Origin of the sequence: Streptomyces sp. BR1, from assembly GCF_052373795.1 — a bacterium.
GTDB lineage: Bacteria > Actinomycetota > Actinomycetes > Streptomycetales > Streptomycetaceae > Streptomyces.
Genome location: NZ_CM126252.1, coordinates 3,702,529 through 3,724,013 on the forward strand (window position 1 = coordinate 3,702,529; position 21,485 = coordinate 3,724,013).

General features: G+C 70.4%; 21 protein-coding genes. 10 read left to right on the top strand and 11 right to left on the bottom strand.

Annotation, left to right across the window (positions count from 1 at the left end; all coding sequences use genetic code 11):
* Positions 1 to 42: 42 nt before the first annotated feature.
* Positions 43 to 1,164 (bottom strand): LysR family transcriptional regulator, encoded by a 1,122-nt coding sequence (locus ACT1U9_RS16080; protein WP_444538958.1) that lies wholly within the window; start codon positions 1,162 to 1,164, stop codon positions 43 to 45.
* Positions 1,165 to 1,409: 245 nt separating this feature from the next.
* Here ACT1U9_RS16080 and snpA point away from each other — a divergent pair, with 245 nt between their 5' ends.
* Entirely contained in the window at positions 1,410 to 2,078 is a 669-nt protein-coding gene (gene snpA / locus ACT1U9_RS16085) for a snapalysin (RefSeq protein ID WP_444538959.1), read from the top strand.
* Positions 2,079 to 2,634: 556 nt separating this feature from the next.
* Here snpA and ACT1U9_RS16090 read toward each other — a convergent pair.
* The 4 genes from ACT1U9_RS16090 to ACT1U9_RS16105 all read right to left on the bottom strand — a co-directional run bounded on the left by ACT1U9_RS16090 (position 2,635) and on the right by ACT1U9_RS16105 (position 7,094).
* Complete coding sequence (locus tag ACT1U9_RS16090; RefSeq protein WP_444538960.1) at positions 2,635 to 4,608, bottom strand: FUSC family protein; 1,974 nt, start codon at positions 4,606 to 4,608, stop codon at positions 2,635 to 2,637.
* A gap of 139 nt (positions 4,609 to 4,747) precedes the next feature.
* Positions 4,748 to 5,665 carry an NADP-dependent oxidoreductase gene (locus ACT1U9_RS16095; protein ID WP_444538961.1) on the bottom strand — a complete coding sequence of 306 codons (918 nt, stop codon included), beginning with the start codon at positions 5,663 to 5,665 and terminating at the stop codon, positions 4,748 to 4,750.
* 76 nt (positions 5,666 to 5,741) lie between these two features.
* Entirely contained in the window at positions 5,742 to 6,773 is a 1,032-nt protein-coding gene (locus ACT1U9_RS16100) for an endonuclease/exonuclease/phosphatase family protein (RefSeq protein ID WP_444539128.1), read from the bottom strand.
* A gap of 75 nt (positions 6,774 to 6,848) precedes the next feature.
* Positions 6,849 to 7,094, bottom strand: coding sequence for a hypothetical protein (locus ACT1U9_RS16105; protein WP_444538962.1), 246 nt, complete (start codon positions 7,092 to 7,094; stop codon positions 6,849 to 6,851).
* A gap of 83 nt (positions 7,095 to 7,177) precedes the next feature.
* On the opposite strand from ACT1U9_RS16105, the gene ACT1U9_RS16110 reads away from it, so the two are divergent.
* On the top strand, positions 7,178 to 7,582 hold the full coding sequence (locus tag ACT1U9_RS16110) for a hypothetical protein (protein ID WP_444538963.1): 405 nt from the start codon (positions 7,178 to 7,180) through the stop codon (positions 7,580 to 7,582).
* 100 nt (positions 7,583 to 7,682) lie between these two features.
* On the opposite strand, the gene ACT1U9_RS16115 is transcribed toward ACT1U9_RS16110, so the two are convergent.
* On the bottom strand, positions 7,683 to 9,959 hold the full coding sequence (locus ACT1U9_RS16115; RefSeq protein WP_444538964.1) for an LPXTG cell wall anchor domain-containing protein: 2,277 nt from the start codon (positions 9,957 to 9,959) through the stop codon (positions 7,683 to 7,685).
* A gap of 227 nt (positions 9,960 to 10,186) precedes the next feature.
* On the opposite strand from ACT1U9_RS16115, the gene ACT1U9_RS16120 reads away from it, so the two are divergent.
* The 4 genes from ACT1U9_RS16120 (at position 10,187) to trpS (ending at position 12,936) form a co-directional block, all read left to right on the top strand.
* A complete protein-coding gene (locus ACT1U9_RS16120) occupies positions 10,187 to 10,699 on the top strand; it encodes a hypothetical protein (RefSeq protein ID WP_444538965.1) in 513 nt (170 codons plus the stop codon).
* A 147-nt stretch (positions 10,700 to 10,846) separates the two neighbouring features.
* Positions 10,847 to 11,419 (top strand): TetR/AcrR family transcriptional regulator, encoded by a 573-nt coding sequence (locus tag ACT1U9_RS16125; RefSeq protein WP_444538966.1) that lies wholly within the window; start codon positions 10,847 to 10,849, stop codon positions 11,417 to 11,419.
* A gap of 150 nt (positions 11,420 to 11,569) precedes the next feature.
* On the top strand, positions 11,570 to 11,701 hold the full coding sequence (locus ACT1U9_RS16130) for a DUF6126 family protein (protein ID WP_317453778.1): 132 nt from the start codon (positions 11,570 to 11,572) through the stop codon (positions 11,699 to 11,701).
* Between the two features lie 254 nt (positions 11,702 to 11,955).
* Positions 11,956 to 12,936 carry a tryptophan--tRNA ligase gene (gene trpS, locus ACT1U9_RS16135; protein WP_444538967.1) on the top strand — a complete coding sequence of 327 codons (981 nt, stop codon included), beginning with the start codon at positions 11,956 to 11,958 and terminating at the stop codon, positions 12,934 to 12,936.
* Positions 12,937 to 12,945: 9 nt separating this feature from the next.
* On the opposite strand, the gene ACT1U9_RS16140 is transcribed toward trpS, so the two are convergent.
* Positions 12,946 to 13,383 (bottom strand): hypothetical protein, encoded by a 438-nt coding sequence (locus tag ACT1U9_RS16140; protein ID WP_444533443.1) that lies wholly within the window; start codon positions 13,381 to 13,383, stop codon positions 12,946 to 12,948.
* A 201-nt stretch (positions 13,384 to 13,584) separates the two neighbouring features.
* Positions 13,585 to 13,980 carry an ATP-binding protein gene (locus ACT1U9_RS16145; protein ID WP_444533444.1) on the bottom strand — a complete coding sequence of 132 codons (396 nt, stop codon included), beginning with the start codon at positions 13,978 to 13,980 and terminating at the stop codon, positions 13,585 to 13,587.
* A 136-nt stretch (positions 13,981 to 14,116) separates the two neighbouring features.
* Between ACT1U9_RS16145 and ACT1U9_RS16150 the strand changes: the two genes are divergently transcribed.
* Both ACT1U9_RS16150 and ACT1U9_RS16155 read left to right on the top strand, forming a co-directional pair.
* The gene (locus tag ACT1U9_RS16150; protein ID WP_444533445.1) at positions 14,117 to 14,968 is read left to right on the top strand and encodes a helix-turn-helix domain-containing protein; all 852 of its coding nucleotides are present in this window, start codon (positions 14,117 to 14,119) and stop codon (positions 14,966 to 14,968) included.
* Positions 14,928 to 15,188: a DUF397 domain-containing protein gene (locus ACT1U9_RS16155; protein ID WP_444533446.1), complete on the top strand. Its 261-nt coding sequence runs from the start codon at positions 14,928 to 14,930 to the stop codon at positions 15,186 to 15,188. Before ACT1U9_RS16150 ends, ACT1U9_RS16155 begins: the two co-directional genes overlap by 41 nt.
* Positions 15,189 to 15,198: 10 nt before the next feature.
* On the opposite strand, the gene ACT1U9_RS16160 is transcribed toward ACT1U9_RS16155, so the two are convergent.
* Positions 15,199 to 16,161 carry an esterase/lipase family protein gene (locus ACT1U9_RS16160; RefSeq protein ID WP_444533447.1) on the bottom strand — a complete coding sequence of 321 codons (963 nt, stop codon included), beginning with the start codon at positions 16,159 to 16,161 and terminating at the stop codon, positions 15,199 to 15,201.
* 443 nt (positions 16,162 to 16,604) lie between these two features.
* Here ACT1U9_RS16160 and ACT1U9_RS16165 point away from each other — a divergent pair, with 443 nt between their 5' ends.
* Together ACT1U9_RS16165 and ACT1U9_RS16170 are read left to right on the top strand one after the other, a co-directional pair.
* Positions 16,605 to 17,690: a helix-turn-helix domain-containing protein gene (locus tag ACT1U9_RS16165; protein ID WP_444533448.1), complete on the top strand. Its 1,086-nt coding sequence runs from the start codon at positions 16,605 to 16,607 to the stop codon at positions 17,688 to 17,690.
* Between the two features lie 87 nt (positions 17,691 to 17,777).
* Positions 17,778 to 19,421, top strand: a complete 1,644-nt coding sequence (locus ACT1U9_RS16170) for an MFS transporter (protein ID WP_444533449.1) — start codon at positions 17,778 to 17,780, stop codon at positions 19,419 to 19,421.
* Between the two features lie 181 nt (positions 19,422 to 19,602).
* On the opposite strand, the gene ACT1U9_RS16175 is transcribed toward ACT1U9_RS16170, so the two are convergent.
* Together ACT1U9_RS16175 and ACT1U9_RS16180 are read right to left on the bottom strand one after the other, a co-directional pair.
* On the bottom strand, positions 19,603 to 20,214 hold the full coding sequence (locus ACT1U9_RS16175; RefSeq protein ID WP_444533450.1) for a hypothetical protein: 612 nt from the start codon (positions 20,212 to 20,214) through the stop codon (positions 19,603 to 19,605).
* The gene (locus ACT1U9_RS16180) at positions 20,211 to 21,467 is read right to left on the bottom strand and encodes an MAB_1171c family putative transporter (RefSeq protein ID WP_444533451.1); all 1,257 of its coding nucleotides are present in this window, start codon (positions 21,465 to 21,467) and stop codon (positions 20,211 to 20,213) included. Before ACT1U9_RS16180 ends, ACT1U9_RS16175 begins: the two co-directional genes overlap by 4 nt.
* Between the last annotated feature and the right edge of the window lie 18 nt (positions 21,468 to 21,485).

Here is a 21,485-nt window from a genome sequence, read left to right on the forward strand (position 1 = left end):
CCACCCGGGCGATCCCCACAAGCGCAGTCGGCGGCGAGTACGTCACCGGCCGCCCGCGGGACCGAGGCCCGCGCCCGGGCCGTGCGCCCGCCGGGCCGGACCGTGCCCGGGCAGACCGCCATCGCGTCCGCCATCGAGTCCCGCTTCGTAACGGGGCTCCAGTTCCAGCAGCGCCGCCTGCCACGCCACCTGGCGGCCCCTGGCCCCCGATGCCCGCAGCAGTGGCCGGGCCAGCCATGCCCGGTAGGGCGCGGACTGCCGGGCCGCCTCCCAGTACGCCTCCTCCAGCGCCGAGTGCACCGTCCCGTACAGCGCCTCCCGCTCCGCGTCCGCCCCCTGCCGGGTGGCGAGCAGCAGCCGCACCCCCAGCGGGTCGCCGCGCAGCGGGCGCACCGCCATGTCGGAGCGCGGGCGCGAGGTCGGCTGGCAGGGGGTGACGACCTCGCCGGTGGCGACCAGGTTCGCGGCGGTGAGGTAATCGCCGTGCAGCACCCGGGGGTTGAGCCCGGCGGCGGTCAGCATCCGGCGCAGCCCGTCCCATTCGCCGTCCACGCTCGGATCGACCATCCACCGGTCCCCGGCGAGGTCCGCGAGCTCCACCACGTCCTGGCGGGCCGCCGGGTGGTCGGCACAGAGCGAGATGAACTGCGGCTCGCGCTCCAGGAGTACGCGCTGGTCGAGGCCGTCCGGCACGCGCAGCGGGCATCCCTCCACCTCGTGCACGAAGGCCACGTCGAGCTCGCCGAGCGCGACCAGGCCGAGCAGGGCGTTGGCGGAGACGGCGACGTGGAGTTGGGTCTCGGTGCCGGGCAGGCGCTCGCGCAGCCGCCGCAGCCAGCCCGGAATGGCCCGGCTGGCGGTCGAGCCGAGCCGGAGCCGGGGCCGCCCGTCGACCCCGGCGGCGGCCGCCCGTACCTCGGTGACCAGCGCGTCCATCCCCGCGAGCAGCGGGCGGGCGCGGCTGAGGACGGTCTGGCCGAGCGGGGTGGGGCGGCAGCCGGTGCGCTCGCGGAAGAAGAGCATGCCGCCCAACGAGTGCTCGATGCGCCGCAGTTGCGTGGTCAGCGCGGGCTGGCTGGTTCCGAGCCGCCGGGCGGCCCGGTGCAGACTGCCGGTCTCCGCGATCGCGCAGAGGGTGCGGAGATGTCTCACATCGAGCTCCATGGCTCCGAGGGTAAAGGGATTGTCATGTCCCGCACCAGACGGCCGAATCCCTTCCGATAGCGCGGAGTTATCGCCGGTTGTCATCATCCCGGGGTGCGCTCCGGTCGCCGACACTCACCGTGGCCCCCGGCGACCCACCGGGGTCCGCACCCACAAGCGGCGCCCGGCGACCCACCGGCAGCCGCACTCTCTGTGGCGTCCGGCAACTCACCGGGCCGCCATGAACGGACGACCAGGAGCCCCCCATGAGACACCAAAGGACCCTCGTCCTCTCCCTGTCCACCGCACTGGGTCTGGCGCTCGCCGGACTCGGGGCCATCCCCGCCAACGCCGCCACCGCGCCTTCTTCGTCGGCATACTCGGCGTACGTTTCGCACGGCTCGACGTACGCCGGTTCCGCCAAGGAGGCCGCCAACAACAAGGCGTTCTACAACGCCGTGATGAAGTCCGTGGCCAAGAAGCGGGCCGCCCACCCGCTCGCGGCCTCCGTCACCGTCTCCTACAGCACCGACAACGCGCCCAGCTTCCGCAGCGAGATAGCCCAGGCCGCGCAGATCTGGAACTCGTCCGTGCAGAACGTCCGCCTTCAGGAGTCCTCCGGCGGCGCCGACTTCTCGTACTACGAGGGCAGTGACCCGCAGGGCTCGTACGCGTCCACGGACGGGCACGGCAGCGGGTACATCTTCCTCGACTACCAGCAGAACCAGGAGTACTACTCGGTCCGCGTCGTCGCCCACGAGACCGGGCACGTCCTCGGTCTGCCGGACCACTACTCGGGGCCGTGCAGCGAGCTGATGTCGGGCGGCGGGCCCGGGCCGTCGTGTACGAACCCGTACCCGGACGCCAATGAGCGGGCGCAGGTGAATCAGCTGTGGCAGTACGGGCTGTCCTCCGCCTTCAAGCCTGCGGCGTGATGCGGTAGCTGTCCGGTCTCGGCGTGCCGTTTGACCGTGCCCGTGCCGTCGGGGGCGGTGTGTCGTACCCCTCTGGCAGCATGAACGGCATGCCGAGTGTCTCTCCCCGCCGCCCGTGTCCGTCCTGCGGCCGTGCCGTGGCTGTCGTGGCGGGCAAGTATGTACGCCATGATCCGCGGCGCGCCTCTGCGGCGGGCGGCGGGGAGTTGACACTCTGCCCGGGATCCAAGGTGCGGGCACCCTTGGATGCGGCGCAGCGAACGCTCGACGGCTTCGAACTGGCCCCCTTCCCCGGCCAGTTGCCCCTGTTTTAACGATCCCCACCCCACCCCTTCCCGAAAGCCTCCGGCGGATGTCGTTCGTCTGCGGCCCGGTGGGGGCTGATCGCGCAGTTCCCCGCGCCCCTGAATACCCAGGGGCGCGGGGAACTGCGCGAGCAACCCAGCACGATCCGCAGCCGAACAACACCCCTCGGAGAGTTTCGGGAAGGGGCGGGGTGGGGGCCAAAAGGGGCGCGGGGAACTCCGCGATCAGCCCCCACCCGCCCGCAGTCGAATCACCGCATCGGCGACGCAATGGCCCGCGCCGCACGGATCTCGTGGCGCAGCGGAGCCAAGACCCCGGTCTCGTCGCCCGGAAGCGCCGCCTGGACCTCCACCAGCGTGTCCGAGGCCCGCAACCCCTCGGCCAGCTCCCGCAGCTCGCGCGACGCATCGGAAACCTCCGACGGCGTCGGCGGGGACGCCCCGTGATTCACACGTACACGCGCAGCGGTCGTCGCGTCGACGATCCGCTCGGCGGCGACGACCAGCGGCCACCACGCCGCCGCCCGCGCCCCCACCGGCGGCGGCTCCGTCAGCGCACGCTGGAACTCGGACCGCACGACCGACAGATCCCGGTAGATCCGGCGACGCCGACGCACCCGCTCCGCATCGTCCCCCACCCCCGCCGCAAACGCGTACTCCACATACGCCGCAGCATCAGCCACCGCGTCCGCCAGCCGGTCACCGATCCGCGTGTGCCAGCTCTCCGGCCACAGCAGATACCCCGCGACCAGCGAGATCCCGCACCCGATCAGGCTGTCCCACAGGCGCGGCAGCACCAGGTGGAACCCCTGGTGGTTGAGGAGGTCGGAGAGGAGCAGGATCACCGGGGTGATCGCGGCCGTCTGGAACGCGTACCCCTTCGCCGAGAACGCCGGGATCAGCGCCGCGAGCACCACCATCACCGGCACGTCCCACCACCCGCGCGGCACCTCGGACAGCACCGCAGCAGCAGTCACCAGCCCGACCGCCGTGCCCAGCGCACGCAGCACCGCCCGCGAGAACACCGACCCGAAGTCGGGCTTGAGGACGAACGTGACGGTCAGCGCCACCCAGTACGAGCGCGGCACCGGCACCAGCGACACCAGCGACTGCGCAAGGCCGATGCAGAGCGCCAGCCGCAGGCCGTACCGCCAGGACGACTCCGAGAACAGGACCGTGCGCGCACCCCGCCGCACCCGGATCCGCAGCGCCGCCGGGCGGCCGAGCCGGTCGTCGACGTTGTACGGGTCGGGGTCCGGCTTGTGCACCACGACGGCCGCGTGACGGAGCGCCGCGTCCACGGCCCGCTCGGACGGCTTCCCCGGCTCGGGCAGCGCGAGGTCGGGGACCGGACCCGTCCGGCCCTCCTCCACCGCTGTCGCCAACTCCCGTACCGCAGAAGGGATTTCGGCAGGCAGCGGACGGCCGCGCAGATGCGCCGCCGGAGCCGCTTCCACCAGCGGGATCACCACGTTCAGCTGCGCCAGCAGCCGCACCAGGGGGCTGCGCCGGCCGTGGTCGCGGGTGCGGCGGGCGAGCACCAGGTCGTACGCGGTGTTGAGCGACTGCGTGACCGCCTGCCGCTTGGCGTCGTACGCCTTGGTGCCCGCCGCCTCAAGGAGATCGGCGGCCGAACGGTACGTCGCGGCGACGGCGGCCCGCTCCGGGACCCGGTTGCGCCACGGCCAGCCGAGCAGGCTCAGCAGCAGCACGAACAGCCCGCCGAGGCTGAGCAGCAGCGGCGCCTTCCACCACGGCGACGGCATCGGAAGCCCGGCCCCGACCACCGCGTTCAGCAGGAGCAGCAGCCCCGATACGGAGGCCACCGCGCCGATCGACGAGATCATCCCGGAGACGAGCGCGACCAGGGTCAGCGCGCCGACCGCGAGCCAGCCGTCCCCGTACACGAGCGTGCCCAGCGTGACGCCGATCGCGCCGAACAGCTGCGGCACCGCGATGTTGAAGACCCGCATCCGGTACGCGTCGGCCGTGTCGCCGATGACCCCGGACAGCGCGCCCATCGACACAAGGGCGCCGTACGCGGCCTGGTCGGTGGCGAAACCGACGGCGAGCGGGGCCGCCAGGGCGATGCCGGCGCGCCCGACGGCGGGCCAGGGAATCGGGGTGTTCTGTGGTCGCAACCCGCTGACCAGCCACTGCGGCGGCGCGAGCCGCACCCGTCCCCGGCCGTCCCGGTCCTCGTCCACGTCGAGCTGATCACCCATGGCATCAGTATGCGATCACTGCGATCGGGTCCTTTTGGGCAGGTCTTGGGCACAATGGATCTTTGTGCGCGGATCGTGAATCGCTGAGCCGTGAAATCTTTTCCACAGGGTGTGGAAAAGATTTCGGGCGGCCCACCGACTACGGGACGAGCAGCGTCTTGCCGCGCGCCCCGCCCGACCGGTTCCGCGCCAGCGCCTCCGGTGCCTTCTCCAACGGGTACTCGGCCTCCACGGGCACGTGCACCTCGCCCGCGAGCGCGGCCTCCGCCAGCGCGTCGAGCAGCGCGCCCGTCGCCGTCAGCTGGAAGTTGACGCCCTGTCCGGGTGCCGCCGCACCCCGGGTGCTCAGCGCGGTCCCGCCCGAGCGCACCAGACCCGCGTACGCGCCGAACGACTCCGCGTCCACCGACACCAGGTCGACCAGCATGTCCACCCCGCCCGTGCACGCCTCCCGTACCGACTGCTCGGTGGTGTCGACGCTCACCGCCGCGCCCAGCGCCCGCATCCGCTCCCGCTCGTCGCCCCGCACCGCCGCCACGACGCGGATGTCGCGCGCGGCGGCCAGTTGGGTGAGCGCGCTGCCGACGCCGCCCGCCGCGCCCACGATCAGCATGGTCGCGCCCGCGTCCAGGGGCGTGGTGGTGCGCAGGATCTCCAGGGCGGTCATCCCCGACGTGGGCAGGGCGGCAGCGGCCCGCAGGGCGAGCCCGTCGGGCACTCCGGCGATCGTGGTGTCGTGCGGCATCGTCACGTACTCCGCGTACGTCCCTGTGCCCACCGGCGGGCGGCCCGCCTGGCCGTACACCGCGTCGCCCACCACGAACCGGTTCTCGCCGGGCCCGACCACGTCCACGCGCCCGGCGAAGTCCAGGCCGAGGACCAGCGGGAAGACATGCGGGACCCGGCCGTCCAGGAGCCCGTCGGCGACCTGCCAGTCGAAGGGGTTCAGGGCGGCGTAGTCGATCTTGATGAGCACTTCGCCGGGTCCGGGCTCGGGCTTGGGCAGCTGGACGAGCTCCGGCTCGGCCCGGAAGGTCTGCACCGCGACAGCGCGCATACGCGTACGCCTCCTGCTCCGCCCCCGGGGACGCTCCGATCCTCGCCCACCCCGGCGCCCGTCGCACCCCGGACCATCACCCTCCGTACAACGACAGGTCCACCAGCAGCGCCCGGTGGTCGGTGCCGCGCACGGTCAGGAAGCGGGACGCCGTGGCCTTGAAGTCCCGGCCGCTGACGAGCACATGGTCGATCTGGGTGCGGAAGGGCGTGGTGCGGTCGGCGGGCCAGGAGTACGTACGGGAGTGGCCGGTGAGGCGGGCGCTGTCGTGCAGGGCGCCCGCGTCCAGGACCGAGCGGAACAGGGCGTGGTCCTGGGTGGCGTTGAAGTCCCCGGCGAGGATCACCGCCTGCCCCTTCGAGGCTGCCGCGAAGTCCCGCACCCGCCCCAGCTCCCGGTGCCACTTCGCCTCCTCGCCCGGCAGCGGCGGCATCGGGTGCGCGAGCTGGAGCCGTACGTCCTTGCCCCCGATCACCGTCACCGCCCCCGGCATCGCCATCTCGGAGGGGATCACGGGCGCGTCCCGCAGCGGGAAGCGGCTGAGGATCGCCGACCCGGCCGAGCCGTCCTCGCGTACGACATCGCGGTACGGGTAGTCGGCCTTCGGTACCCGCTGCTCAAGGCCGTCCGCGCAGACGAAGGCGCACTCCTCGACGAAGACGAGGTCCGGCTTCTCGCGCCGCACGGTGGCGATCAAGTCGTCGGTGGCCCAGCCGAATTCGGTGTTGGAGGTCAGGACCCGCAGCTGGGCGAGGACCTGGCCCTGCGGCCGGGTGGTCTCGGCGCCGTACGGCTGGGTGAACCAGCCGGTGACCGCGAGCGCGAGAACCGCCCACGCCATCCCGGTCCGCCACCGCCCGAACGCGGCGAGCAGCAGCGCGACGGCTCCCGGCACAAGCAGCCACGGCAGGAACGCGAGCAGCTGCGGCACCGGCGTGACCCCGTCGGAGTCGGCGATCCGGCACCCCACCACGGCGCTGACCAGCGCGAGCAGCAGCGCGGCCACGACGGCGGCGGCCCGCCGCCAGGGGTGCCCGCGCCCGGGAGACCGTACCGGCGCGTCCGTCGAGGGCCAGGTCGGGGCGGTGCCCACGGTGTCCAAGTCGATGCCCTCCCGGTCGGCGGGTGCGCGTCAGACCTGAAGTATCCGCCGGGGAGGCCGGGTTGACGAAGGGCCCATGTCTTACGAGCGGCCCACGCGGCCGCCGAACCAGGCCGTGACGGCGAGGGCGAGACCCGCCGCGACCGCGCACCACGCGGTGGTGGACAGGGCGCCGGTGAGCGCGTCGTAGACGTCGGCGGCGACGTCCGGATCCCCGTACGCGGGCAGGTCGGCGATGGTCAGGACGCGGCCGAGGGCGACCAGACCGCGCAGGCCGAGGCCACCTGCGGCGAGGCCGAGTCCGGCGGCGGTGAAGGAGAGTCGCACGGGTCCAGCGAACCCCGGGTTGCCGGTCGGGGCGCGCGGGTGTGGGCTGTATGGGGGAAGAGTGGAGTGGAAGGAGTGCCGCCATGTCCGCACACGCCGCCATGCCGGGACCGGTCCGCACGGGATCGGCGCCCCGTACCCGGCTGCCCTCGGCCCTGATCGCCACGCCGGTGGTCATCGGGATCTTCTACGGCTTCTGGACCGCCTCCATCAACCGCCGGGGCGGTGACGTGACCGCCGCGAACATCGGGCTCGGCCTGGTCTCCGGCATCGTGATCGCCGCTCTCGGCCTGGGTCTGCTGATGATCCAGGGCCGCCTGATGCGCGAGGTCCGGGGCGCGGCGTTCGGCGCGCTGTTCGGCGCGGGCACGGGCTTCCTGTACGCCCAGTCCGGCGAGAGCGTCTTCGGCGCGTCGATGATGGGCGCGTTGCTCGGCGGCGCGATGTTCGCGGCGGCGTTCTACGTGTTCTACACGCGGGAGGACTGAACGCTCCGCTGGGAGGGCGGATATTCGTCTGCGGACCGTGCGTGGCTGGTCGCGCAGTTCCCCGCGCCCCTTAAAGGCGCGGGGAACTGTACTGATCGGGTCAGCCGCCGACCGTCATACGACGGCGCCGCCACCACACCAGACCCCCGCCCGCCGCGAGGAGCGCCGCGGCGATCCCCCCGATGGTGAGGACCTGTGTGCCGGTGCTGGCCAGGCCGCCGCCCGCGTGCTGGGACGGGCCCTGGGCCGGTGGGGTGCTGTGGCCCGGCGAAGGGGCGTGGGTCGCCGGGGTGGAGGGCCCGGGGGTGGGCTTGTGGGTGGGCGTCGGCGTCGGGTTGCCGCCGTCGTCACCGCCGCCCGCGGGCATCTTGGTGTTGCCGCCGAGCAGCATCAGACGGTCGTTGTCGGCGGAGACCGTCATCGCCTTGACGGCCGTCTGCGTGGAGCGCGGCAGCTGCCGGTGCTGGGTGGTGAACTCCGTACGGCTGATGTTGCGCTTGGGGCTCTTGGAGAAGTCGACGCCGCCCATGACGCAGATCTTCTGCTGTCCGGCCATCTCGCACGGGTAGCTGTAGTCGCCCTTGGTGAACGACTTCACGTAGTCGTCCCACGTCTGGCGCGGCGTCCAGCCCTTGTTCTTCCCCTGGATCGGCCACTTGCGGACATCGTTGCTGTTGATGATCGCGTGGTAGTCGGTCGGGGACGCGGCGTCCTGCTGGCGTACGTACTCGGCCGCCACGCGCGCGCTGTAGACGCGGCGCAGGTCCGCGTACTGCGGCGCGGTGTTCACCTTGTGCTCGACGTCGGGGATGACGATCTGGTCGACCAGGCGCTGCGAGGTCTCGCGCTGGGCCGGGGTCAGGTCGCACTTCCCGTTCGGGCTGGGCGTGTTGACCTCGGCGGCGACGGAGTTGACCATCAGCGGCGCGTCGAGGATGTAGAGCCCGTTCTCGTCGGCGCGGACCTTCGCGGGCTTGGGCACGATCCAGTTGCGCACCACGGTCCCGCAGGAGAGTCCGGCGGCCCGCATGGCGTCCCAGTACTGCTTGCCGACGCCCTGGCGCGGGTCCAGGTCCTTGGCGTAGTCGTGCTTCATCTCCAGGTCGGCCTGGAGCAGCACGCGCCCGGCGTCGGTCTTGCCGAACGTCGGGTCCATGATCCGGTCGGGCTGGTCCGGGTTGAGGTTGACCCAGAACTTCTCCGGGGTCAGCGCGAGCCAGGCGAAGTAGGCGTCGGAGATGAGCCTGGCCTTCTCCTGGCCGCCCCAACCGGCGTCCTCCTGCGGCGCCTTGGTGGCCGAGAACGAGTAGTCGACGCCCTTGCCCCGCACCGGCTTGCCGACGTAACTCAGCTCAAGCGTGGAGAAGTCCACCCCACCGGGTCCGCGCACCCGCATGCCGCTCGGGTCGTTGCGCCGGACGGCCTCCAACTGCTTGCGCATGGTCTCCGGGGTGGGCGCCGATCCCTTGATCGCGCCCGTCGCACCGCCGCGCGAGGCGGAGCCTTCGGGCGCGAAGTCGGTGGAAGAAGCCGTGTACTTACCGGGTTTGAAGGTCGCGTTCGGCGTCGACAGATGCTCGTACGTCGTGACCCGGGGCTTTCCGTCGGTCCCGTTGCCGAAGTCCTTGGCGAGGTTGCGGTAGAAGGTCTTGGTGTCGTCCTTCTGCTCCTGGCCGAAGACGCCCCGCAGCCGGTAGTCCTGGTTCTTCGGGTCGCTCAGGACGGCGCGGTCCTTCGGCCCCTGCCCGCCGTCGTAGTTCGGGCCGGACTTGATCTCGACGAGCTCCTTCGTACGCCGGTTGACCGCGTCGTAGATCCGGTAGCGCTTCTCACCGGTCTTGGCGTCGGTGTACTCGATCGGCTCCTGGCAGATCCAGTCCGGCCCGATCAGCCCGAGGTCCTTGACGACCTTGCGCTCGAACGCCTTGCCGCGCGGGTTGCGCCCGGCCATGTCGATGTACGCGTCGTCGAGCCAGCCCTTGAACGTGCCGTACTCGTTCGTCCCGTTCTTGTCGAGGTAGCGCTTGTACGAGGCGTACACCTTGCGCGGGTCGCCCTCGGGCCACTTCTTCGGGTCGTTGCCCGCCTCGCGCAGGATCTTGTCCTGCTCGGCCTGGTCGTCGGGCAGGGTGACGCCGTCCATGGAGGCGCGCTGGTTGAGGTAGTCGTACGAGTCCCAGTCGCTCCTGGGACGCGTGGCGTTCTGGTCCCAGGGCAGGCTGGTGGCCGGGTTGCCGTTCAGGCCGTACAGCTCCTCGCAGGGAACGCCCGGCTTCGGCCGCGTCGCGGCCTCGGCGGTGTTCAGACCGGGCAGCCCGGTCAGGCTCACGGCGCCGGCGCACGAGAGCGCGACGGCCAGGCGCGCCCAAGTGGGCATGCGCCGTTGAGGTATCGGATGGTTCACGATTCTCCAGGGAGCCCAGTGGCGATTGGGTCCGTGTGCGGCACCAGGGGCCCCCGTGCTGTGTTGGAGCCGCACAAGCCCCACAGAGTAGGGCGGGGAGTGGTGGAAGTCCCGGGGATATTGTGGCGTGTACGTGTCAATGTCACCCGACTGCCGGATCGTTACGGTCCCGGGCCCGCGCGGCCATAGGATCCGGACCCATGGACGCGATCGACAGCCCCGAGTGGTCGGACAACCCCCGCCTGAACGACTGGCTGGACCGGCAGCGGGTCGCGTTCCCGGCGTGGTGCGAAGTGCTCGAACAGGCGCCGCGCGTATGGGACTTCAGCCCCGCCTCCCTCGACCGCCTCGAAGACCTGGTGCGCGACCGTTTCGCTTCGTACGAGGCGGCGGACGAGGCGGCCGATTCTCCGTTCATGCAGGTGGCGGCCTGGTACCTGGGGGAGGTGCAGGTGCGCGGCTTCGGCGCGGTGTGGAAGTGCGCGCCCGACCCCGAGCCCGGCCGCCCCGCCAGGCCCCAGCCGCTGGTCACGCTCCCCAAGGACCGCCTGACGGAAGAGGAGTTGGCGGAACTGCAGGAGCGGGAGGACCTGTACGAGTCGGACTGGCCGCTGTGCGACCCGCTGGACGAGCTGTTGGCGCTGTTTCTACGGGACCCGGACAACCACTTGCGGGACGTACTGAGGGCGTACGAAAACGGAGCGAGTTTCTAGAACATATTTCTAGACCAATGGGCCCGGGCGACTGCGTTAAGCTGGCGGCCATGGCGGACGTCATCGCACACCACCGCAGTACCAAGTACGTTCCCACGCCCATGACTTCGGGTCACGGTGGCTAGACAACCACGCGGTGAAGCCACCGTGGACCGGCTGCTCACCACCGCTCTGAGCGTGTACGCGGAGTCCGGCCAGCAGGGTTTCACCGTGAACGCGGTGACCACGGCCAGCGGGGTCAGCCTCGGCAGCCTCTACCACCACTTCGGCAGCTTCGACGGCCTCGCCGCCGCGCTCTACACGCGCTGCATGGAGCAACTGTTCGCGGAGATGACGACGGCGCTGACCCGCGCGCGTACGGCCCGTACGGGGGTGCGGGCGATCGTGACGACGTACCTCCGCTTCACCGAGGAACACCCCGACGCGGCCCTGTTCCTCCACGCCTCCGCGTACTCCGGCTACCTCGCCACCCACACGGAACAGATCCGCGCGGCGAAGGAAAACGCCCTGAAGGGCCTGGTGGACTGGATGCGCCCGAGGATCGAAGCAGGCGAGATAGCCCCACTCCCGGCCCCCCTGATCGACGTCCTGATCCTGGGCCCGGTAGCGGAGACGGCCCGCCGCTGGCTGGCCCCGACGTACACGGGCATAGACCTGGCGGAGGCGGCGAAAATCCTCCCGGACAGAATCTGGCGCTCCCTCCAGCCGGAAAGTCCTTGATCCTCTTCGGTTGCGCTGCGGCGAGGTGCCTTCAGGGGCGCGGGGAACTGCGCGAGCAACCCAGCACGGTCCGCACACGAAATATCGGCACCCCGCGCGGAGCGCCCCGCCCCGTACCCTGGAAGGGACGCACCCCAAGGGAGGGCCACCGTGGCTGAGGACGAAGAGAAGAGCAAGGAGCGCGGCATAGCCCTGCGCGCCGGCTTCTACATCTTCGGCACACACCTCTTCGCAGGCTTCGTCTGGCTCCTCTTCTACGTCGGGCAGCACGCCCACAAGTAGCCGGAAACCCTCCCCGCACCTCCGGTGCGTATGGCACACTCACACACATGACCGACATGCGGTGCAGCACTCTCTGCTGGTGGCGCTCCTCCTAGGAGCGGCCACGTCACACGCATGACCAGGGCCGTTCGACACGGACGGCCCTTTCGCATGCCCCGCATACGCCGTATGCCCCCGCATGCACCCCGCCCCCTCTGGGCGATCCGCGGCCGTCCCCGACACCGCGACCGCACCCCAGAGAGGACCCCAGAACAATGCCGACCCAGCGACTCCTCACCGGCGACCGTCCCACCGGCCCCTTCCACCTCGGCCACTACTTCGGCACGCTCCAGAACCGCGTACGCATCCAGAACGAGGGCGCCGAGGTCTTCCTCGTCGCCGCCGACTACCAGGTGATCACCGACAGAGACCTGGCCGAGAACCTGATCACCCACACAGAGGGCCTGGTCCTGGACTATCTGGCGGCGGGGATCGACCCGACCCGCGCCACGATCTTCAACCACAGCGCGGTCCCCGCCCTCAACCAGCTCCTCCTCCCCTTCCTCAGCCTCGTCTCGGTGGCCGAGCTGAACCGCAACCCCACGGTCAAGGACGAGATCACGCATTCGCGCCAATCCGCCGTCAGCGGGCTGATGTTCACGTACCCGGTGCACCAGGCCGCCGACATCCTGTTCTGCAAAGCCGACGTCGTCCCGGTCGGCCAGGACCAGCTCCCGCACCTGGAGATCACGCGCACGATCGCGCGCCGCTTCAACGACCGTTACGGGTACGTCTTCCCCGAGCCCGAGGCCCTGCTGTCGTCCACTCCCCTCCTGCTCGGCACGGACGGCGGCAAGATGAGCAAGTCCCGGGGCAACTCCATCCCGCTCGGCGCGACCCCCGACGAGACGGCCGCAGTCGTACGCCGCGCCGTCACCGACGCGGACCGCCACATCACGTACGACCCCGCCACCCGCCCCGGCGTCTCCGCCCTGCTCGACATCGCGGCCCTCTGCCAGGCCCGCGACCCGCACGACCTGGCGGCCGAGATCGGCGACGGCGGCGCGGCCCAGCTCAAGCGCACGGTCACGGACTCGGTCAACACCTTCCTCGCCCCTCTGCGCGCCCGCCGCACCGAGCTCGCGCAGGACCTCACGTACGTACGAGAGGTCCTGCGCGAGGGCAACAAGCGAGCGAACGCCATCGCGGAGACGACGCTGGACGAGGTCCGCGCAGCGATGGGCGGCTTCCGCTAGCTTCGGACGTTACGAGCAGGAGCCCGTGCCCAGGGCGTTCAGGTGGCAGGTGAACGAGAACGTGTGGGACACGGTCTCGACGCCGCCGTCGGCCTGGGTGACGTCCGCCACCACCGTGGGACGGTCACCGGAGTTGACCGTGCCGATGTCCACGGTGAGCGGGATGTCGAGCGTCTCGGTGCCGCCGTTACCGGGTTCCGTGACGACTCCCTCGCCGACGTCCACGCCGCCGTCGAACACCGTGCCGCTGACGGTTTCGAGGGCCCCGAGGTTCGTGTGGAGGAGAGCGTCCGCGAGGAAGGTGGGGCGGTGACCGACGACGAGGATGCGGTCGATGCGGATGTCGAGGTTGTCCGCCGCGCCGGCGGTCGGGGCGGCGCTGCCGAGTGCTGCCGCGGTCAGCAGGAGGGCGGCTAGTGCGGAGAGACGGGATCTTGCGTTGCGCATGGCTGTTCCTTCTTTCACGACTACGGGGCCGCGAGTGCGGTGTGCTGTGCGCGAGCCCCGCAGTGGTCGGAGTGTCCTGCGGGAGGGGCACGACGACTAGCCCGGTGAACAGGGCGCGTGGAAGCACGGATAGGGCGTACGTAACCTCGTGCGCCGTCCCACGCCACGGCGTGAACGCCGGTTTCACGCCGGTCCGCACCCTCACCCCGGCGGACGCACGTCGCACTCGAACCACACCGTCTTCCCGCCCCACAAATGCGGCAGCACCCCCCACCGATCCACCACCGACGCCACAATCAACAACCCCCGCCCCGACTCCGGGAGTTCGGCCACTTCGTCGAACAGGGCGGCAGGCCGCCGCGGCGGAGTCGGCAGCTTCGGACAGTCGTCCGTGATCTCGACACGGATGCCATGAGGCCGCGCAAGCAGCAGCACCTGACAGTGGCTGCTCGGCACATGGCGTACGACATTGGCCACCAGCTCGGTCAGCGCGAGCTCGGCCGCGTCGGCCAGCACGGTCATGGACCAGCTGGTCAGATACCGGCGGAGAATCCGGCGCAAATGCCGGGCCGAGTGGTCGCCGACGGTGAGGTTCATCCCGTAGCGCCTCCCAACTTCCGCCTCGGAAGGGTGAGTTGCGTGATTCACGTCACCAGAGTGAGTTGATCTGGTTACGCTCGGCTACGGGCTGAAAAATCAGCTCACAGCGTGCGGTTGGGGGTGACCCTTAGTCATGGTCAACATCCGAGACCTCGATCCCAGCGCCTCGCCGCTGGACTACTACGGTTCCGAATTGCGCCGCAAGCGCGAGGGAGCCGGTATGACCCAGGAACAGCTGGGCAAATGCATCTTCTGCGCCGCGTCGCTGATCGGCCAGATCGAGACGGGCCGCAAGATCCCCACGAGGGAACTCTCCGACCGCCTGGACGCCGCGCTCCTGACGGAGGGCTTCTTCGGCCGTCTGGTGGGGCTGGTCCTGCGGAGTGTGCTGCCCTCGTGGTTCCAGCAGTATGCGGAGATGGAGGCGCGGGCGGCGTTCATCTCGTCGTTCCATGCGCAGCTGGTGTACGGCCTGTTCCAGACCGAGGACTACGCGCGAGCCGTACTCGGTGTCCGGTCCGACAGTGACATCGACGGGCTTGTCGAAGCTCGCATGGAACGCCAGCGCATCCTTGAACGCGACACGCCTCCGCTGATCTGGGGCGTGATGACCGAGGCCGTGCTGCGCCAGGAGATCGGCAGCCGGGCGATCATGCGGGAGCAGCTTCAGCACCTGCTCGACATCCAGCACAGGCATGAGTGGGCGAAGGTGCAGGTCCTCCCTTACAAGGCCGGTGCGCATGCGGGGCTGATGGGCGAGTTCACGCTCCTGCGCTTCGACGACGACCCGGACCTCGTGTACACGGAAGACTTCGTTCAGGGGCACATGACGGCCAACCCACAAGCTCTCAGGGAGGGTTCACTCCGTTACGATCACTTGCAGGCCAGTGCCCTCTCTGTCGAGGACTCGGCCGCACTGATCGCCCGCGTAATGGAGGAGCGTTATGGGGACCAACTACGACCTGACGGGCGCCCGGTGGCGTAAGTCTTCGTACAGCGGCGACACCGGCGGCAACTGTGTCGAGTGCGCGCCCCTCGGCGCCGCCACCTGGCGTAAGTCTTCGTACAGCAGCGACACTGGCGGCGACTGCGTCGAAATCGCCGCCCAGCCCCACCGCATCGCCGTCCGGGACTCCAAGAACCCCGACGGCGGGGCCTTCACGATCAGCCCCGCCGCCTTCACGGCCTTCGTCCGTACGCTCTGAGCCCTGACCGTCAGAGCAGCGGGCCGGTGACCGGCAGTACCACCTGGCACGGGATCGCCCGGGGATGCGCCGGGTCGAGCGCGTTCAGTACGTCCGTGAGCGCGATCGGGTCGTACGCGATCTCTGTGTGATCCGTGCCGTCGAGCACGCACTGATCCTGCACGGTGATGTTGGTGACGTGCGGCCCGGCGGGCAGGAACGCGTTGGTGTACGGGGTCGTGACCTCGTCGTACTTCGTGCCGATGTTCGTGTAGGTCACGCCCGGCGCCGTGCCGCCGCCCGCGTTGAGCGCGGTGACGAAGTCGGAGCCGATCTCCTGCTGTACGCAGGCCGGGCACGCCGGGCCGACCACGAACTTGTTCATGGGTTCGAGGATGTTGAGCCGGCGGCCGAGCTCGGTCATGCCGTCCAGCGTCGTGCCCTGGTTCGTCGCCGAGAGGGCCACCAGCTTGTCGACCTTGGCCGCGCCGCCGAGGTTGTTGAGGTAGTAGCGCGCCATCAGGCCGCCCTGCGAGTGGCCGACGACGTCGACCTTCGCGGCGCCGGTCGCGGCCCGCACCTTGTCGACGAATCCGGCCATGACCGCCGAGCTGTCCTCGATCTTCGCCATGCCGCCCATCGACGAAGTGACGCCCGCGCCGCCGTAGTTGAAGGCGAAGACGCAGTAGCCCTCGTTGGCGAGCAGCGATGCCGCGCCGCGCCAGTTGTCGTTCATGTTCTCGGCTGTGCCGTGGGCGAGGATGACCGGGTTCGGGTGGGCCGCCGAGGGGTGGCACGACCAATCGTTCGCCCCGGGCGGGGCCTCGCCGGGTTTGAGGAAACCGGTGAGGAATCCGGTGCCGAAGTGGGTCTCGACGGGGAGCGTCGTGGTCGCGGCCGCCGCCGGGGTGGCGCTCGCCGCGACCAGTCCGGTCACCGCGAGCGCGGCCGTCACAACGGCTCGGGAAATACGGGAAAGTGGTGCTGATCTCATGTCCAGTACCGTCCCTAGTTCTGGAATGCTCGAATTGAACGAGGGCGAAGTTAGGGTCGGTTTCGGCGACCGGGCAACGGACATTTCCACGCCCGGGGAAAGTCCGCAGTCATGTGCCACGAACCTGTCCGCCGATCGTTGAAACTTGTCACGTGCGTGAGTGCACTCGCGCGGGACAGCCGGTATCACCCCAACTACCAGGCATGTCACGGCTATTGACTCGCGGGTAACATCGGCCCATACTCGGCACTTCCTCGTTGCTTCCCGGGGGAGGAAGGCGTTCGATGGCCGGGCCATGGGCCGCTCTGCCGCGTTTTCTCGCGGCTGAGCTGCGAAAGGAGCAGAGCTCTACCGCCGCTGAGGTAATACGGGAGATCAGACGCCAGGTGCCGGAATTCTCCAGGCCGTTGGACGGTTCATTCGGCTATGCAATCCAGCGCGGAGTGGAAACCGCGCTCGCCGAATTCGCGGACCTCGTGGAGGGCGCGGCCCAGCCCGCCGGGCAGAGCGACGCCGACCGCTGGCGGGTCTACTGGATCCTCGGGCGCGGCGAACTCGCCGAGGGCCGCAGCCTCGACGCGCTCCAGGCCGCGTACCGCCTCGGCGCACGCGTCGCCTGGCGCCGGTACGCGCGCGTGGCCCGCCGCGCAGGGATCGGCGCCGACCAGGTCGTCCTCCTCGCCGAGGCGGTCTTCGCGCACATCGACGAGATCTCCGCCGTGTCCGTACGCGGCTACGCCGAGGCGCAGGCCGACAAGGCGGGCGCGCTCGGGCGCCGGCGCCACCACCTGCTCGGCCGGATCGTCGCGGGCGCGTCCGCGTCCGCACTCGCACAGGCGGCCCTGGCGGCGGGCTGGCCCCTGCCGGACACTGTGGCGTGCGTCGCGCTCGGACCGCCCGCCGAGCGCGACCGCACCCATCGTCGGCTGCCGCCGTCGGTGCTGGCGGATCTGGACGCGCACGATCCGTATCTGCTGGTGCCGGACCCGGACGCGGGGTCTGTGGCCGGGTCGGTCCTCGGGGACGCGCGGCTCGGGCAGGCGCTGGCGGCGCGGGGCGCGGTGATCGGGCCGACCGTGCCGCTCCCGATGGCGGCGGACTCGCTGCGGTGGGCGCGGACGCTGCTGTCCCGGCTGCCCGCGCCGGACGCGTGCGGGGTGGTGCGGTGCGAGGACCACCTCCCGGCGCTGCTGCTCCTGAGCGACCAGCCCCTGGTCAGGCTCTTCACCGACCGCCGTCTGCGCCCCCTGGACGACCTCACCCCGAAGCAGAGCCACCGCCTGGCGACCACCCTGCTCGCCTGGCTCCAGTCGCATCGGGGCAGCGCGCCCGAGGTCGCCGAACGCCTGGCGGTCCACCCGCAGACCGTGCGCCAGCGCTTGCGCCAGATCGACCGGCTCTTCGGCCCTGTACTGGACGATCCGGACGCGCGGTTCGAACTCGAAGTGGCGTTACGTTTCCGGCTGTTGAGCGGGGAGGGCGGGCCGGACGAGGCGGGTGCCGGGCTCACCTCACGTAACCTCTCGTAACCCTTTGTGGCCTTATGTCGCCTCTCCCGTCACTCGCGTGGCGGAACGCCCCACCTCCACTTAGCGTCGGAAAAGGGACTTTCCGCTATGGAGGTGTCGTACGCCATGGGCCGTCATACGGAGGACGCCGTCGAGGAGGCCAGGGCGGCACGGATAGCGGCTGCTTCGGCGCCGGAGGAGAGCGCCGAAGCGGTCATCGGTGACGCGAGTCCGGACGGGCGGCCGTCGCGGGGCGCGGGCGCGGCCGTGGCCGCCGCGCCCCCGCCGTCCCACCTGGGCGCGGCCCATGAACACCGCTGGCTGGTCCTGGCGGTCATCGGCCTCGCCCAGCTGATGGTGGTGCTCGACGCCACGATCGTGAACATCGCGCTGCCCTCCGCGCAGCGCGCTCTCGGCTTCAGCGACGGCAACCGCCAGTGGATCGTCACGGCGTACGCCCTGGCCTTCGGCTCGTTGCTGCTGCTCGGCGGCCGTATCGCGGACCTGGTGGGCCGCAAGGCGGTGTTCCTGACCGGCCTGATCGGCTTCGCGGTCGCCTCGGCGATAGGCGGCGCGGCACCGAGCTTCACGGTATTGGTGATCGCGCGAGCCTTGCAGGGCATGTTCGGCGCGCTACTGGCGCCCGCTGCCTTGTCGTTGTTGACGACAACCTTCACGGACCCGAAGGAGCGGGCGAAGGCGTTCGGCATCTACGGTGCGATCGCGGGCACGGGCGGCGCGGTGGGCCTGCTGCTCGGCGGCCTGCTCACCGAGTACCTGAACTGGCGCTGGTGCCTGTACGTGAACCTGATCTTCGCGGCGTTGGCGTTCCTGGGCGCGCTTCGTCTGCTGCACCCGGGGGCTCCGGCGGACCGCCCGAAACTGGACATCCCCGGCACACTGCTGGTCTCGTCGGGCCTGTTCTGCATTGTGTACGGCTTCTCCAACGCCGAGAAGCACGCGTGGAGTTCACCGCAGACGTGGGGCTTCCTGGCGGCGGGCGGGGTGCTACTGGTGGCGTTCGTACTGTGGCAACTGCGGGCGGCCCACCCTCTGCTGCCACTGCGGGTGGTGCTGGACAGGGACAGGGGCGCGTCGTTCCTGGGAATGTTCATCTCGGGCGCGGGGATGTTCGGGGTCTTCCTCTTCCTCACCTACTACCTGCAACAGGTGCTGCGCTATTCGCCGGTGAAGACCGGACTCGCCTTCATCCCCATGGTGATGGTGATGATCGCGTCGTCGGTGATCGCGCAGAACAAGTTCGTACCTCGGCTGGGCGCGAAGCCGATCGTGCCGCTGGGTATGGGGTTGGGCGCGGCGGGGCTGGTGTGGATGACGGCGCTGGATGTCGACAGCACGTATGCGCCGCATGTGCTGCCGCCGCTGCTGGTGATGGGCCTGGGCATGGGCCTGATCTTCGCCCCGGCGATGAACTTGGCCACGGCGGGTGTCGCCGCCCACGACGCGGGCGTGGCCTCGGCGATGGTCAACACCAGCCAGCAGGTGGGTGGTTCGGTGGGAACGTCGCTGCTGAACACCCTCGCGACGAGCGCGGCCACCCACTACATGGTCGGCAAGCAGCCCACCCCGTCGGTCCTGGCGAAGGCCCAACTGCACAGCTACGCAACGGCGTACTGGTGGTCGGCGGGCTTCTTCGCGCTGGGTCTGCTCGTGACGCTGATCCTGTACCGGAAGGGCCCGCCGCATCCGCATCCGACGGAGGGCGGGGACGCGGGCCCGGTACACATGTGACGCGCGGACGCCGCCTGCGGCGCCTCCGGCGGATGGCGTTCGTCAGCAACCCAGCACGGTCCGCAGACGAACGGGGGTGCAGGGGCGAAGCCCCGCCCGGGGTCCGGGGGCGCAGCCCCCGGGAGAACCCCCTCCACCCCCACCCACCCCCGGAGGGTTTAGGGAAGGGGCGGGGAGGGGCTCAGGCGAACAGGAACGCCGTCGCCGTCGTCGCTCCCAGCGCCGCCCCCGCCGCCACCTGCCCCACCGTGTGGTACCGCAGACGTACACGCGACCAGCACACCGCGACCGTGAGGACGTACGCCACCAGCCACCACACGGAGTGCACCGCGGACAGCAGCGCCACCACCGCCGACGCCACGGCCGCATCCACCGAGATCTTCCAGACCGTGTTCACGACCAGCAGCCCGATCGTCATCACCCACAGCGCGAGCATCGCCGCGAGGATGCCGAGGGGCGCGTCCCACACGACCATGACCAAAGAGCCCGTGCCGATCGAGCCGAGGATCACGAAGAAGATCGGCGCCCGCTTCGTACGGTCGACGACATGACGGTCACCCCAGGTGCCACGCCCGCGCTCCCACTCGATGTATCCCGCCGGGATCAGCCCCGCGCACAACGCCCCCAGGAACCCCCACAACAACCCCGTCCAGTCACCCGCCGCCGCCAGCCCGATCCCGAGCATGCCGACGAGAAGGCAGTTACGGGGCTGAAGGACGTTGGTGACGGCCAGCGCCACCGGGTGACGGGAGGGGTCGTCCAACCCACTCGTACGGCCAGTAACAGTGCTCATGCCGCCGCACCCTCTACCGCCCGCGCCAGCACCCTCCGCGTCGCCTCGGCCGGAATCACCCGGTACGCCGCAGCCACCCGCACCAACCACGCCACCTCACCATCCTGATCGGTCGCATGCTGCGGCTCGACCGCAGCGGCCCGGCCGGCAGAGGCGCCCTCCGCCTTCGCCGAAAGCGCCGCCTTGATCCAGTGCGCCTCCGCCAGCGGCCCGGCCTCGTCACCGGACGCCGGAACGGCCTCCTCCGCCGCCCACTTCGCCGCCCCGACCAACTCGTCCGGCACGTAATGCCGCAGCTTCTCCACCGCGTCCGCGATGTCCGCGGCCCACCGGTCGATCCGCAGGTCGGCGGGCGTGTCGAAGCGCGTCAGCTCACGCAGCAGCGAGGCCGGCGGCTCGAACGGCTGGTCCGGGAACGCCGTCATCAGCTCGTACCAGAGCGGGTGCAGCCGCGCCGACGCGCGCCACAGCCGCACCCGTCGCCACCCCTTGCTGAACGCCGGAATCGACGCGCCGAGCGCGAAGAACGCGAACAGCACGATCTGCGAGGCCTCGGTGATCTCGTCGAAGTGCAGCGCGAAGGACTTGCTCGGCTGGTCGACCACGCTGACCCACAGGAACAGCGTCCGGCTCCCGGTGTACGCCACACCGATGAACATCGCGAACGTCATCATGCCGAGCCCGATGCGCAGATGCCGCCCCTGCGCGTTCGCCGTCGCCAGCGCCCACTGGTACGCGCAGACCGCCGAGGACGCGCCCAAGTACAGGTAGAACACGGTCATGTAGAGCGTCGCGCCCCACTGCCCCGCGTGGTCGGAGACGAACCGGTCGGACGGCACGGACCGGTCCACGACCGTGAAGAACAGCACGGTGAGCAGGATCAGCGTCGCCACGGACGCCTTCGCGGCGACCCGCTGCACGGTCCGCGCGAACCGTACGTGCCGGGGAATCGCGCCCTCGTCCGGGAAGTGCCCGTAGATCGCGACGATGTAGCTGAGGATCGCCAGGATCGCGATGGTGGCGGTGTAGTGCTTGATGAGCACGGCGAGGTCGGTGACCTCACTGTCGTTCAGCGTGATGCGTACGAACTTGGTCTTCGTCCACAGGGCCACGGCGAACCCGGCGTAACAGCCCCACAGGGCACGTCGGCGCTTGTCGTCCTCGTCACCCCACAGGGCGGCGGGCATACGCCACAGGGCGACGGCGGTCATGAGCGCGGCTATGAGATAGCCGGCGAGGTCGAGCGGAGTCATTGGGGGGATTCCTCGGGG

What these genes read in the sequence shown, in the direction of transcription:
- ACT1U9_RS16090 (WP_444538960.1), bottom strand. Translation starts at nt 4,608, where the DNA reads ATGGGTGATCAGCTCGACGTGGACGAGGACCGGGACGGCCGGGGACGG.
- ACT1U9_RS16155 (WP_444533446.1), top strand. Translation starts at nt 14,928, where the DNA reads ATGGGGACCAACTACGACCTGACGGGCGCCCGGTGGCGTAAGTCTTCG.
- ACT1U9_RS16175 (WP_444533450.1), bottom strand. Translation starts at nt 20,214, where the DNA reads ATGAGCACTGTTACTGGCCGTACGAGTGGGTTGGACGACCCCTCCCGT.
- trpS (WP_444538967.1), top strand. Translation starts at nt 11,956, where the DNA reads ATGCCGACCCAGCGACTCCTCACCGGCGACCGTCCCACCGGCCCCTTC.
- ACT1U9_RS16115 (WP_444538964.1), bottom strand. Translation starts at nt 9,959, where the DNA reads ATGCCCACTTGGGCGCGCCTGGCCGTCGCGCTCTCGTGCGCCGGCGCC.
- ACT1U9_RS16140 (WP_444533443.1), bottom strand. Translation starts at nt 13,383, where the DNA reads ATGCGCAACGCAAGATCCCGTCTCTCCGCACTAGCCGCCCTCCTGCTG.
- ACT1U9_RS16120 (WP_444538965.1), top strand. Translation starts at nt 10,187, where the DNA reads ATGGACGCGATCGACAGCCCCGAGTGGTCGGACAACCCCCGCCTGAAC.
- snpA (WP_444538959.1), top strand. Translation starts at nt 1,410, where the DNA reads ATGAGACACCAAAGGACCCTCGTCCTCTCCCTGTCCACCGCACTGGGT.
- ACT1U9_RS16170 (WP_444533449.1), top strand. Translation starts at nt 17,778, where the DNA reads ATGGAGGTGTCGTACGCCATGGGCCGTCATACGGAGGACGCCGTCGAG.
- ACT1U9_RS16110 (WP_444538963.1), top strand. Translation starts at nt 7,178, where the DNA reads ATGTCCGCACACGCCGCCATGCCGGGACCGGTCCGCACGGGATCGGCG.
- ACT1U9_RS16095 (WP_444538961.1), bottom strand. Translation starts at nt 5,665, where the DNA reads ATGCGCGCTGTCGCGGTGCAGACCTTCCGGGCCGAGCCGGAGCTCGTC.
- ACT1U9_RS16145 (WP_444533444.1), bottom strand. Translation starts at nt 13,980, where the DNA reads ATGAACCTCACCGTCGGCGACCACTCGGCCCGGCATTTGCGCCGGATT.
- ACT1U9_RS16080 (WP_444538958.1), bottom strand. Translation starts at nt 1,164, where the DNA reads ATGGAGCTCGATGTGAGACATCTCCGCACCCTCTGCGCGATCGCGGAG.
- ACT1U9_RS16160 (WP_444533447.1), bottom strand. Translation starts at nt 16,161, where the DNA reads ATGAGATCAGCACCACTTTCCCGTATTTCCCGAGCCGTTGTGACGGCC.
- ACT1U9_RS16150 (WP_444533445.1), top strand. Translation starts at nt 14,117, where the DNA reads ATGGTCAACATCCGAGACCTCGATCCCAGCGCCTCGCCGCTGGACTAC.
- ACT1U9_RS16180 (WP_444533451.1), bottom strand. Translation starts at nt 21,467, where the DNA reads ATGACTCCGCTCGACCTCGCCGGCTATCTCATAGCCGCGCTCATGACC.